This is a genomic window from Clostridium sp., from assembly GCF_040797585.1.
GTDB lineage: Bacteria > Bacillota > Clostridia > Clostridiales > Clostridiaceae > Clostridium_Z.
Genome location: NZ_JBFNEO010000061.1, coordinates 1 through 13,807, shown reverse-complemented (window position 1 = coordinate 13,807; position 13,807 = coordinate 1). Strand labels below are relative to the sequence as shown.

Genomic DNA, 13,807 nt, shown 5'->3' with positions numbered 1-13,807 from the left:
CTCTTTGTTTATGGATTCTAAGAAGAACCCTCCCACTATATTAGAAAATTCATCATTAAATTTAGGTTCTCTCTCAAAGTCTATAGTTGAGTTAAACTCTATATTCTCTCTACTTATATCATTTAATCTTGAGAAAGCTCTTACTAAAGTATCTCCATACTCATCCATTCTCTCTATATTATCACTTCTAAAAATATAACTCATTATGGTGTCACAGGGTCTCTTAAAGTCTATAGCTACTCCTATACTACTTTTCATTCTTGTGGAAAATATATCGTATATAATCTTAGATAAAAGGGCTTCTGATTGAGACTTCCTTATAACTGGATTTGTTGTATTTGATTTATTAAATTGATTATATATTATAAGAAGCTGATGATCTATCATGGCTAGGTTATTCTTAATAGATCCCATTATATCCTTTAAAAAATTATCTGCCAGCATATAATTATAGTTTTTATATATTATTCTATGCTCTATTTCTCCCCAAAATATATTAACAAGTGATTTTATTTGAAGTTCAAAATTAATAGCCTTACTGTCCTTCTCATATCTTCCGTCAATTTTATAAATCTTAAATCCATTCTTTTGTTTTTGAGGTTGTTTTTCATTTAGGTCTAATCTTATACTCTTATTGCTTTTATTATAGTAAAATCCATCCTCATCTATATTAGTAAAATAGCTAGTTAACATATTATATATTGAAGTTTCATCCTCTATAAATCTACACTCAATTCTTATTCCTATAAGATCTGATAAGTTTTCAAAAAATTCTAGTGGAGTTTTATATACATTATAATAGCTATATCTTAAGATTTTTTCTTTTAAACTATTAGGTGTTTTAACTCTTGAATTAATATTAATATACCCCTCACTATGTTCAAGAACTTCCTCCTCAAAAAATTCTGATAACTCTTTTGAAACATCATCTAGATTCTCAAAATTAATTTCTAAGTTATTTAGAACCTCATCTATAAAATCAAACATCTCTAATGCCATGATATTCCCCCTGAATTTATATATTTATAGGATTATATATTATTCTCTTCACTACCTTTAGTTTATATAATTTTTATGTATTTATAAACATGTTTTCTTCCTTTTATATATAAATTAACATTAAGTTATAAAATTATTTTTATTTTAAACTATATCTAAAGATGTTTTATTAATTTTTTCTAAATTCTTTTAAACTCTTTATTTATATCTACTTAAAAATTATATAGAACGAATCTTCCTTAAGATAGTCTTCTTTCCACTATCTTAAGGTTAGATGAGTTAATCTAGGGGCGTAGCAGCTGTTATCCTCCATCTTTTAAGAGGATGGAGGTGTTACAGCTCCTAGCCATCAGATAAAGACAAAAATGGATTAACACTAATTCTTCTTAGTATTAATCCATTTAAGTTTTTTTAAGATAAAATCATTGAAAATATTCTTATATTAGTGATTAACTTTTACTTCAGTCCAAACATCATCATATAGTTTGAGTTTATCACCTAAGTCCTCATAATTTTCACTTTTATCTAGTATTTCTTTTGGTAAATATGCGTTCTTATTATTTCTTATATGTTCTGGTTGAGCCTTTTGAGCTTCCTTATGAGGAGTTGTATAACCTACTAAAGATGCATTTCTTAAAGCTGAATCCTTCTCACACATAAAGTTTATAAACAGTTCTGCTTCTTTTTTATTCTTAGCTCCCTTTGGAATAGCTAAAGAATCTACCCAGAAATTAGCTCCTTCCTTTGGAACCACATATTGAAGATGTGGATACTCATCTTGAAGATTTAACCCTTCTCCTGACCATATAACAGCTAGTGCTCCATCTCCTGCTATCATCCTATCTTTAACCTCATCTTGTATATAGGCAAGTACCAGTGGCTTTTGCTTAATAAGCTCTTCCTTAGCTCTATTAAGTTCTTCTTCATTAGTGGTATTTAGGGAATATCCAAGTCTTTTTAATGTTAATCCTATGGCATCCCTTTGAGCATCTAACATAAATATTTGCTTTTTATATTTTTCATCCCATAGTATGTCCCAACTATCCACAGGTTCCTTAACCATATCCTTATTGTATAATATGCCTATAGTTCCTGACATATATGGAACAGAATACTTGTTCTCTGGATCAAATGATCTTCCAAGAAAAGATTCATCTATCTCCTTAAAATTAGGTATATTATTAAAATCTATTTCTTCTAATAAATCTTCTCTTACCATCTTTTGAACCATATAATCTGATGGTACAACTATATCATAATTTGTTTTTCCTGACTTTACTGATAAGTACATGTCCTCATTGGTATCATAAGTAGAGTAAGTAACTTTTATATTATACTTATCCTCAAATTCTTTAATTAAATCCTCGTCTATATTTTCTCCCCAGTTAAGCACCTGAAGGGTTGGTTGCTTGTTACAAGATATAAAACCAAATGTGAAAATTATAATAACACATATAATACCTAGTAATTTAAAGGTCTTTTTCATTATTATGCTCCTTTCTTATATAATGTATATTAACTAGGTATTAATAATATAACATTTATGTAAGAATTTCAAGTTTTACTAATAAAAAATACTAAATAATATTATTTATTAGTAAATTTATCTTGTTTTAGAATTCTTTCATATCTACCATATATAAGTATAGAAAGTACAGTAAATACTACTGGTCCTCCAATCATCCAGAGAGTGGAAGCTAAATCCCCTCTCATAGCTGGCTCTATTATGGTGAAGAAATTAGCAAAACCAACCACTGCAGTAACAATCACTGAAGCAATTAAGCCGCTATTATAAGATTTATAAACTTCAAAGGGCTTTACTATATGTTTTTTCTTCTTAAAGGATGCAAAAGCTCCTGCCAGAAAAAGATAAGGCAGCGTCATAGCTACATTAGTCATAAGTACTAATTTAGAAAAGAATTCTGATGCTCCTTCTCCTCCAAAAGATACTGCCAAAATAATGACTATTACTATTCCCCCTTGGAGTTTCATAGCGTTTATTGGCATCCCCTCTTTAATTTCTCCTATTTTACTTGGCCATAACTTCTTTGGGGTTCCTTCTATTAATTGTTTTAATGGGGCATAGGCTAAGGTAAAAAAAGCTCCAGTTAGAGCAAGGAACATTGAGAGTCCAACAAACCTAGCAACCCATGCTCCTAAAATTAATGATGAAGCCTGGCTTAAGTTAAGTGCTCTTCCTATTTCAAAACCTAGATTCTTCATAATTACATAGGCCACATTCCCCATATGAACATTATTACCTGATAATGCATTATCCCAATTAATAAATATACCACATAGGAATATTCCAAGGGCATAACCTATGGATATTACTATAGCTCCTATAGTAAGTCCCTTTGGAAAAGTGACCTCTGGATTTTCCGTTTGATCAACTAGTCCTCCTACAACCTCTATTCCTCCAAAAGCGAATATTGCAAAAACTAAAAATGATAACATAGCAATAGAAGTTTGATAAGATGGATGTGGAGATTTTATTAAGTCTAGAGTCCCTTGTATAGGTTGAGCTAAAACTCCTTTATTAGCTATAAAAACTATTATTGAACCTAAAAGTAATAATACATTTAATAGTGCTACTGCAGCTCCACCTATGGATGTAACCTTTGTAATTTTCTCCAGACCTTTAGATGCAGTAAATGTAACAACTATTATCCAAATAACTCCAAGTATTCCCAAGGTTTGAGTTGAATTTAACCCAAATATAGTCCAAGTTGATGTATTATCCTCACCAAATATAGTGTTGGATAACGGAATCCAAATAGCTGATGATATGTTAACCATCCATATTATATAGGATGCATACCACATAAAGGTTCCGATAAAAGCATATTTAGGGCCCACAGACTTATCCATCCATGAATATATTCCACCTTTTTCATTCTTAAACGCTGCTCCATACTCTGCCATCATAAATGCATAGGGTATGAAAAATGTTAAAGCAGATAATATAAACCACGGTATAGCTCCATACCCCATAAGATAAAAAGACCTTGGCATATTAGCAAATCCAAATACTGATGTAAAAATCATAAGAATTAATGGTACTAGTTTTAACTTCCCATAGCTTTTCTCATTATTAGACATTTTTATTCCCCCTAACTAAAATTTGAAATATTAAAATTATAAAAACTATTTTTCATATAGATGTGCAACATGGTATTTTAATACTTAATAGGCTATAAATCATGTTAGATTGAAGTTTAGATTAATGGATGATGTGGTTTCTCTATATGATGTAACATCAAAATTTTTTCTTTATTAATTATGACTTTTTCCTTGTTTTTATAATTTTTATGAAGAATTATATTCTAAATATATCTTCTTAATAAAAGCTTTATATTATACAGTAATATTTTAGTAAGATCTCATAAAGATTAAGTTTATTGAATTTCACTAGGTAAACTTTAAAACAACTTAACTATAATAATCATAAAAATAGACCTTATCGCCAAACTTTTGGTAATAAGGTCTACTTTTTAAACTTTTCTCTATTTAAGATTTTTTAACTAAGTAAAAACTCTGCTAGCAATATTTACTGCTTCTTTTGCATCCTTAGCATAAAAATCTGCTTCAATAAGTTTTGCATAATCAGGATTTAGAACTGCTCCCCCAACCATAACCAAAGAATTAAGATTTTCCTCTCTTAACCTTTTAATAGTCTTTTCCATACTTTTTACTGTAGTTGTCATTAAAGCGCTAAGCCCAACTAATTTTATATTTTCTTTCTTAACTCTGTCCACAATCTCTTCAACAGGCACATTTTTTCCTAAATCTACTATTTCAAATCCGTAATTTTCTAATATTACCTTTACTATATTTTTTCCTATATCATGAATATCTCCTTCTACTGTAGCTAAAAGAATCTTTCCCTTACTTATAGAATCCTTATTATTTTTTACTAAACTTTCTTTTATAGCTTCAAAGGCTCCTTTTACCGTTTCACTACATTGTATTAACTGTGGGAGGAATATCTTTCCCCTTTGAAAGTCCTCCCCAACTTCATCTAGTGCTGGAATTAATTCTTCATTTACAATAGAAATCTCATCTTTAATTTTTAAAAGTTTCTTTGCCGCCTCATAGGATTTATCTTTAAAGCCCCTTTTTATTATCTCTTTTATATGTATCTCTCCATCTTCTTTATTCTTATCTTCTTTATGGTATTCTATATTAGAATATTTATTAATAAATTTTTCCCCACCCTTATCTTCATTATTTAATAGCTTAAAAGCATTTATTATATTTAACATTTCCTCATCTTTAGGATTTATTATTGGAAGATCTAATCCTTTAGTTAAGGCCATAGAAAGAAAAGTCTTATTTATAAGCTCTCTATTTGGTAGTCCAAAAGATATGTTAGAGACTCCTAAGGTTGTTTTAACTCCTAAATTATTTTTAACCATTTCCATGGCCTTTAAAGTTTCCATAACCTCTTTTTGATTAGTAGAAGCTGTCAGTGTTAAACAATCTATTATTATGTTATTCTTTTCTATTCCATACTCTTCTGCTATTCTTACTATTTTTTCTGCTATTTTATATCTATCATAAGCCTTTTCTGGTATTCCCCTTTTATCTAAAGTAAGTCCAACTACCATAGCACCATATTTCTTTATTATAGGAAGTATTTCTAAAAGCTTACTTTCCTCTCCATTAACAGAGTTTACAATGGCTTTTCCATTATATATTCTAAGAGCTTCTTCTATAACTTCTCCATCACTAGAATCTATTTGAAGAGGTACATTTATAATGGCTTGTATTTCTTCTATTACGCTTTTCATCATAGCCTTCTCATCAATATCTGGAAGCCCTACATTTACATCTAGTATATTAGCCCCTCTTTCTATTTGTTCTATAGCTTCTTTTAATATATAATCCATATCTTGATTTTTTAAAGCTTCCTTAAATAGCTTCTTACCTGTAGGATTTATTCTCTCTCCTACAATATTAACCCCATTAATAAGTACAGCTTTTGATGAACTACATACTCCTATAATACTCTTTTTTATTAATTCCTTAGGTTTTCTATTCTCTATAATCTTAGTAACTTCTCTTATAAATTCATCTGTGGTGCCACAACATCCTCCTACTATATTAACCCCTTTAAGAACTAAAGCCTCCATAAATATCCCAAACTCTTCTTTACTTATGTCATATATAGTCTTTCCCTCTCTAAATATAGGAAGCCCCGCATTAGGCTGTATGATTAGTGGAGTAGAAGAATATTCTGTAAGTTCGTCTACAAGAGGTAACATCTCGTAAGGTCCTAAGGAACAATTTATCCCTAAAGCATCTACTCCTAATCCTTCTAAGGTCATCACCATGGATAAAATATTAGTTCCTGAAAAGGTTCTTCCATCCTTTTCAAAAGTCATAGTTATAAATACTGGAATATCCGAATTTTCTTTCACTGCAAGAACAGCTGCCTTAGCTTCTAATAGATCTGTCATAGTTTCTATAAGGATAATATCCACTCCATACTTTACTCCTATTTCTACTTGTCTCTTAAATAGATCATAAGCTTCATTAAAACTTAAAGTCCCCATAGGCTTTAAAAGTTGTCCTAATGGTCCTATATCTAGGGCTATATACACGTCACTGTTCCCTCTAGCTTCCTTTGCATTTTTAATAGCCCATGATATTATTTCTTCATCAGAATACCTAGAATCCTTAAGTTTTAACTTATTTGCTCCAAAGGTGTTAGTTGTTATAACCTTCGCTCCTGACTCTATATAACTTTTATGAACATCTATTACTTTATCAGGAGATACTATATTGAGCTCCTCTGGCAGCTCCCCAAGCTTTAGCCCCTTATTCTGAAGCATAGTTCCCATAGCTCCATCAAAAATTAATATATTATTTTTTATATACTCTTTAACCTCCACAGGTTACCCCCACCTTCCTGAAATTACAGTCTTTCTTTCGTATACAAGTTTCACATCCTCTTTTACCTTTATCTATCTCCCCCTTAGAAATCCCTATAATGGCAGTTACAGATTTTCTCGGAATTAATAAGTTATGTCTAGATGCAGTAAGCCCAATGGTTCTCTCTCCATTTAATACCCTTAAAAACTTTCCTTGAATATCTATAGTTAAATCTCCATAACCTGGACTATATCTCCAGGTTATGGTATTACCTAACTTTTCTTCTTCATTTTTAATAATATCCTCTAAATAGTCACAATACTCCTCCACTAAAGTTGTGGCACAAGCATCCAAAATTAATGCCCTTGTTAAATTAAATCTTTCATAATAAGCTATCTTTTTATCCACGTCAGCACCTAATGTCACTGCCATTAAATATGCTTTACTACATTCCCTTAAATGAGAATATATACTCTTTCCCTGAAGAGTTAAGTCCACTTCCTCTAAAATAACATTGCCATGACTTAATGTAATGGAATATTTATTATATACTCCTTTTATCCTAGCTATTTTCTCAATATCTTTAATCTCTTCATCTATAATTTCATTTAATTCCTCAGACAATTCCTGTCCTCTATATCCTAAATATCTCAAAACCTCTTGTTTATCTATATTAAAACTAAAATTATTCATTATCCTCACCATATATATTTAGTGAAAAGCCCTGACTTAACACAAGTTTTGTATATTCCTTAGCTCCGAATAAAGATAAATCTCTATAATTTCCACATTGAAGTTCATTAGCTGCCGGAATTTCAGTGGCATTTAATACAGATTCTAAAGAACTCTCTAATGCACTCTTAACTTTAGCTGGATCACCCTCTCCCCAAAGTATTAAATAAAATCCTGTTCTACATCCCATAGGTGATAGGTCTATTACCGTCTCTCCTAAACTCTCTCTTAAATATCCTGCTAATAAATGCTCAAGTCCATGGAGAGCTCCTGTTGGTATTGACTCTTTATTTGGCTGGGTAAATCTTAAATCAAATTTACTAACCTTATCCCCTTTTTCTCCTTGAAGTACACAACACTTTCTAACATAAGGTGCCTTTACTTTTGTGTGATCTAACTGAAAACTTTCTACCTTTTGCATTTTTTATTCCTCCTTGCATAATATATCTAAAAATAAATATTTAATTAAATTAACCTGTTGTATTATTAAAAATGTAAAATTATTGAACATCCATAGATATAAAATCTCCAAACTCAATTTTCCAATAGGTTGAAAAGCATGTACTTAAAGTTTAGTTACAAATAACATAAATAAAAAATTCAACTATTTTGGATTTTAAATCAATGGGTATAAATAGTAAATTATATAGCAACCTTGCTATTTATAGAATTTAATATAGTGTTTAAATTTTCACTTATCTTAGTTGCCACATAAACATTATTCATAGTATAAAGATGAATTCCTTGAACTCCACTAGAAACTAAATCTACTATTTGCTCTGTAGCATAAGCTATGCCTGCTGCTTTTAATGCTTCTTTATCATGTTCATATTTATCCATAATCTTTATAAACTTTTTAGGAATATTAACCTTGCAAAGACTTGCTATTCTATTAATCTGATTCTTATTTATTACTGGCATAATTCCTGCTTGTATTGGAACGTTTATTCCCCTGTTATAGCACTTATCTAAATATCTTAAGAATATTTCATTATCAAAGAATAGTTGAGAAATGAAGGAATCTGCCCCTGCCTCTAACTTTCCCTTAGTATTTTCTAATTCTTTTTGTATATCTTTATTCTCTGCATGCCCTTCTGGATAACAGGAAGCTACCACATTAAAATTCCCTTTTGATTTTATATAATTTATAAGTTCATATCCATATTTAAAATCACCCTTGGTATTCTCATCATTCCTAATATCTCCTCTTAAAGCTAATATGTTTTCTATATTATTTTCCTTTAATTCTTCTAGAATAAAATCTATTTCTTCTTTTCTAGATCCTATACAAGTTAAATGAGCTAATGACTCTTTCCTGCAAGAATTCTTTATATATGATGATAATATGCTAGTTTTATTATTTTTAAGACTTCCTCCAGCTCCATAGGTTACACTTAAAAAATCTGGATTAAGGTCAGTAAGTTTATCTAAAGCCCCATATATACTTTCTATAGGAGTTATATCCCTTGGAGGAAAAACCTCAAAAGAGAAAACTACTTCCTTTTCCTTAAACTTTTTACTTATATTCATATTAAATTCCCCCTAAAATGTTACTTATCTTTTAGTTCTGCAACTTCTGCTGGTTAATTTCTATAATTAATTTTGGGAGAAAGATAAAAAAATAAGAGCCTAAAGGATAATCCTTTAGGCTCTTTATCTACACCTTAAGCTTCCCTTATCTTTCAGCAATGCTGCAGGATTTAGCACCTTACATATATTCATAAAAATATATATTGGTTGCCGGGCTTCATCGGGCCAGTCCCTCCACCTCTCTTGATAAGTTATTCAGTTTTTATTTTAAGAATAATTATACAACTTTATTATTATTTTTCAAGGGTAAATTTATATATTTTTTTATTTTTCACTATAAACTTTAATAAAATATATAGATTTTTTAACACAAAATTTATTTTATGCCTTAGTTAAAACCTATAATTTTCAAGACTTAAGCCTATGTATAAGTAAATATTAAGTTAAAGATTATATAATTTTTTATACTTAAATATATTTAAAAAAATTAATATTTTTCTAAAAGTAAATATTTTTAAGTATTATTTTATTGTCACTTTATCCTAGGAAAGTTATAATATAAATATCCTTATTAATTACCAAAAGTATATTCTATTTAAATAATAAGTGTATGCTATTTATAGGGTTTTATTTATAATTGTAGTATAATGGAGGTGCATATTTTGAATAAGCTATTAAAAGAAGCTGATATGTGTTATAAATGTAAGAATGCAAAATGCAGTAGTAACTGTCCTGTAAACACCCCAATTCCAGAAATTATTCAATTATTTAAAGAGGGTAAACTTGAGGAAGCAGGTGAAATTTTATTTAATAATAATCCTCTTTCCGTAGTGTGTGCATTAATTTGTCCCCATGAGAAACAATGCTTTGGCAATTGTATAAGAGGAATTAAAGGTGATCCTATACCATTCCATGAAATGGAATATATTATATCAAATGAATTCCTTGGAATAAAGACCTTTACTCAAAAAGAAAAGCTTAATAAAAAAGTAGCAATTATAGGCTCTGGTCCTGCTGGTATAACCATTGCTTTTAAATTAGCTCTTAAGGGTTATGATATAACTTTATTTGATGCTCATGATGAAATTGGAGGGGTTCTAAGATATGGTATTCCAGAATTTAGACTTCCAAAGGATATTTTAGATAAAATTAAAACTTTTTTACTTCAACTTGGAGTTAAAATAAGACCAAATACCTTAATAGGTCCTGTTATTACTTTAGATGATCTTAAAAATGATGGGTATGAATCTATATTTATAGGTACTGGAGTATGGAAGCCTAATAAATTAAACCTAAAGGGTGAAAGTCTTGGACATGTTCATTACGCTATAGATTACCTAAAAAACCCTAAGGTATATGACTTAGGAAATAGGGTTTGTGTCATAGGTGCTGGTGATGTAGCTATGGATGCTGCTAGAACAGCTTTAAGACAAGGTTCAAAGGAAGTGTACATATTATACAGAAAAGATTTTGAAGACATTCCTGCTACAAAGCATGAACTTAACATGGCTAAGGAAGAAGGAGTTAAATTTGAACTCTTAAAATCCCCTATAGAGATTACTGATGAAGGGGTTAAATACTTAGAAGTCAATAAATACCTAGATGAAAATGGAAAAGTTGTGATTTCAACTATAGATGGTAGTGAAGGTATTTTTAAGGCAGATAGTGTAATAATCTCCGTAAGTCAAGGACCTAGAGCTAATATCGTTTCTAATACCACTGGTCTTGAAATAAATAAGTGGGGACTTTTAATTACAGATGATGTTGGTAACACAACAAAAGAAGGGGTTTTTGCTAGCGGTGATGTGGTAACTGGAGCAAGAACTGTAGTTGAAGCTGTTAAATACTCTAAAAAAGTAGCTGAAGCTATGGATGAATATATGCAAAGAAAAAAATAATTATTTGCTTTAAATAAATACCCAATAGAATGAATTAATATTCTATTGGGTATTTATAATTATATTAATATTTATTTTTTAAATATACCAAAAGGCTTTCCTACTGGTAAGAATACTCTTCCAAAATGAGTGTTAAGTACTGCCGCACCACATCCATAAAAGGATAATAATGATATTATAAGTTCTGAATAAGCAGCTATGTGATGACCTAATTCACTCATTATTCCTAATGAATTCATACTTAGTCCTAAGAATAAAAAATCTATGAAAAAGAATATTAAAAATAATACCTTATGAGTTTCCATAGCACCTATAGTCATAAACACAGTGAATATTAAATATCCAAGGAAAGCGAAACCTAACTGTCTTGTATCTGCAGTTACTGCAAGTTTCTCTCCTAATACTCCATTTTGAATTATCCAAGTAAGTCCCATAGCAAACCAAAAGAATGCATAAGCTCCAAAAGCAGTTGCACCAAAAGTATTATTATGTTTAAAGTCATTTATACATGCAAATAATTGAGCAAAAGCTCCTAAAAATATTGCCCAAGGTAAAACTAAAGACACTCCATCAGTTATACCTAATTTTTGAGAAGATGCAACTAATGTTACTATAGCTAGTCCAAATAATCCTAAAGCCGAAGGATCTGCTGTTACTATTTTTACGTTTTGTACTTCCTTCATTTTTCCTCCTTAATTTGACATCTTATAAGTTTTTTTGCGATTAATGTCACTAAGATAGGATATTATACAAAGGTATTATTGTCAATATTAAATTTTATTAAACATTTATTCAATTGTTTTTATAAAAAACACCATAAGATTTTTAATTTAAAACTTAACTTATCTAGCCATCTAAGCCCTTGAAAAACTTAGATTTTAGGTAATGACTAACAACCTTTCAAATGAAAAACTATATACACCTTTAAATGTAAAAATAATTTATTCATAAATTTTATTAACTATATATGAAGCCTTAGAGCAATGTATAAACTAAAATTTCATATGAAATTCTCATAATAAAATAGTAGTTTTGAAACTTAGATCTCATTCGTAAATATATAAAAAGACCTTGCCACTAAATTTTAGTAGCAAAGCCTTAAATCTATCAATAATTAATTTCTGCAATATGGTTTTCTTTTTATAAACTCTCCATAACCCTTTTCTCCAAAGAATTCATTGTCTTTCATTACCACCTTACCACGAACCATAGTAAGTACTGGATATCCTTGAAGTTCAAATCCCTCATATGGTGTATAATCTACATTTTCATGAAGAATATCCTTAGTTATAGTTACCTTTTTCTCTTTATCTATTATTACAATATCTGCATCTGATCCAACCATTATACTTCCCTTCTTTGGATATAATCCAAAGATTTTTGCTGGATTTGTGCTTATTACCTCTACAAATTTATTTATAGATATTCTATTTTTCATTACCCCTTCTGAGAACAACAGTGGAACTCTTGTCTCAACCCCTGGTGCTCCATTTGGACATTTAGTAAAATCATCTTTTCCCATTTGTTTTTCTTTATTAAAATTAAAAGGACAATGGTCAGTTGCAACAACCTGTATAGATCCATCTCTAATACCATCCCATAATGCATCCTTATTATATGCCTCTCTTAGTGGAGGGCTCATTATATATTTTAATCCCTCATTATCTGGAAGATTATATCTTTCCTCATCTAATAATAAATACTGAGGACATGTTTCCGCATAGACATTTTCTTGCCCTCTTCCTCTAGCCATATTTATATAATCTAGTCCAAGCTTACAAGATAGATGCACTATATATAAAGGAGAATCTGAGGCTAATGATGCTAAATTTAACATTCTATTTATAGCCTCTCCTTCACATTCTACTGGTCTACTTTTACTATGATATATAGGGGATTTTAATCCCTTTTTAACAAAGTCTTCCCTTAAATAATTTATAGTATCATTATTTTCAGGATGAACTGTTACTATAGATCCTATCTCCTTTGATTTAAGAAGTACCTTAAAAGCTTCCTCATCACTTACCTTAAATCCATAAGTTAAATAAAATTTATAGCTAGATATTCCTTCTTTAAGTAATTCCTCCATATCATTTAATACTTCATCATTGACATGTTGTATAACTCCATGGAAACTATAGTCTATTACTGCCTTATCCTTTGATAACTTATGGTATTCATCTATTTGGTGATTAAGGCTACACCCCACAGGACCAAAACCTATATGATCTACTACTGATGTAGTTCCTCCACAGGCTGCTGCCCTAGTACCTGTATAAAAATCATCTGATGCCCTTGCTATTCCAACATCCAAATCAAAGTGAGTATGAACATCTACACCACCTGGTATTACAAATTTTCCACTTGCATCAATTACTTCATCTGCTTCTACTTTAAGGTTAACACCTATCTCTTTTATAATTCCATCTTCAATATAAATATCTCCTACAAAAACATCAGAAGCTGTAGCTATAGTACCGTTTTTTATTAAAGTCTTCATATGTCTCTCCCCCTTATTTTAATTTCCCCTCTAAACTATTAGTTCTAGATTGTATTTAATCTGTACTCTTATTATATTTATCCTCGAAAAGTCCATAAACAACTAAATTTATGTATGTATTATAAAGCTAAAACTAAAAAATTAATATTCTAGGAATATTATAAACTTTCCATATAGCCTTTAATCTATTTAAATTTAAGTTCTATAGATATATTATTTCCAAACCCATTATTTGAATCAACTGTAAATTTCATTAGCTTAAAGTTTAGTT

General features: G+C 29.8%; 10 protein-coding genes and 1 riboswitch. Of the genes, 1 reads left to right on the top strand and 9 read right to left on the bottom strand.

Going from position 1 to position 13,807, the window contains the following annotated elements:
- The 7 genes from AB2369_RS05915 to metF form a co-directional block, all read right to left on the bottom strand.
- A partial coding sequence (locus AB2369_RS05915) for a GTP pyrophosphokinase family protein (protein WP_367665554.1) occupies positions 1-999 on the bottom strand: 999 nt, incomplete at its 3' end.
- Positions 1,000-1,441: 442 nt separating this feature from the next.
- Complete coding sequence (locus AB2369_RS05910) at positions 1,442-2,485, bottom strand: PotD/PotF family extracellular solute-binding protein (protein ID WP_367665553.1); 1,044 nt, start codon at positions 2,483-2,485, stop codon at positions 1,442-1,444.
- A gap of 101 nt (positions 2,486-2,586) precedes the next feature.
- Positions 2,587-4,101 (bottom strand): glutamate/gamma-aminobutyrate family transporter YjeM, encoded by a 1,515-nt coding sequence (gene yjeM, locus AB2369_RS05905; RefSeq protein ID WP_367665552.1) that lies wholly within the window; start codon positions 4,099-4,101, stop codon positions 2,587-2,589.
- 422 nt (positions 4,102-4,523) lie between these two features.
- Positions 4,524-6,896, bottom strand: coding sequence for a homocysteine S-methyltransferase family protein (locus tag AB2369_RS05900; protein WP_367665551.1), 2,373 nt, complete (start codon positions 6,894-6,896; stop codon positions 4,524-4,526).
- The gene (locus AB2369_RS05895; protein WP_367665550.1) at positions 6,886-7,569 is read right to left on the bottom strand and encodes a methionine synthase; all 684 of its coding nucleotides are present in this window, start codon (positions 7,567-7,569) and stop codon (positions 6,886-6,888) included. The genes AB2369_RS05900 and AB2369_RS05895 overlap by 11 nt, the downstream gene beginning before the upstream one ends.
- Positions 7,562-8,029: an S-ribosylhomocysteine lyase gene (locus AB2369_RS05890; protein ID WP_367665549.1), complete on the bottom strand. Its 468-nt coding sequence runs from the start codon at positions 8,027-8,029 to the stop codon at positions 7,562-7,564. Before AB2369_RS05890 ends, AB2369_RS05895 begins: the two co-directional genes overlap by 8 nt.
- A gap of 221 nt (positions 8,030-8,250) precedes the next feature.
- The gene (gene metF, locus AB2369_RS05885) at positions 8,251-9,138 is read right to left on the bottom strand and encodes a methylenetetrahydrofolate reductase [NAD(P)H] (RefSeq protein WP_367665548.1); all 888 of its coding nucleotides are present in this window, start codon (positions 9,136-9,138) and stop codon (positions 8,251-8,253) included.
- A gap of 142 nt (positions 9,139-9,280) precedes the next feature.
- Positions 9,281-9,391: riboswitch (SAM riboswitch) on the bottom strand.
- 394 nt (positions 9,392-9,785) lie between these two features.
- Here metF and AB2369_RS05880 point away from each other — a divergent pair.
- A complete protein-coding gene (locus AB2369_RS05880; protein ID WP_367665547.1) occupies positions 9,786-11,036 on the top strand; it encodes an NAD(P)-dependent oxidoreductase in 1,251 nt (416 codons plus the stop codon).
- Between the two features lie 71 nt (positions 11,037-11,107).
- Here the strand turns inward: AB2369_RS05880 and AB2369_RS05875 are convergent, their stop codons facing one another.
- Both AB2369_RS05875 and hydA read right to left on the bottom strand, forming a co-directional pair.
- Positions 11,108-11,719, bottom strand: coding sequence for an acetate uptake transporter (locus AB2369_RS05875; RefSeq protein WP_367665546.1), 612 nt, complete (start codon positions 11,717-11,719; stop codon positions 11,108-11,110).
- A 431-nt stretch (positions 11,720-12,150) separates the two neighbouring features.
- Entirely contained in the window at positions 12,151-13,536 is a 1,386-nt protein-coding gene (gene hydA / locus AB2369_RS05870; RefSeq protein ID WP_367665545.1) for a dihydropyrimidinase, read from the bottom strand.
- Positions 13,537-13,807 lie beyond the last annotated feature (271 nt).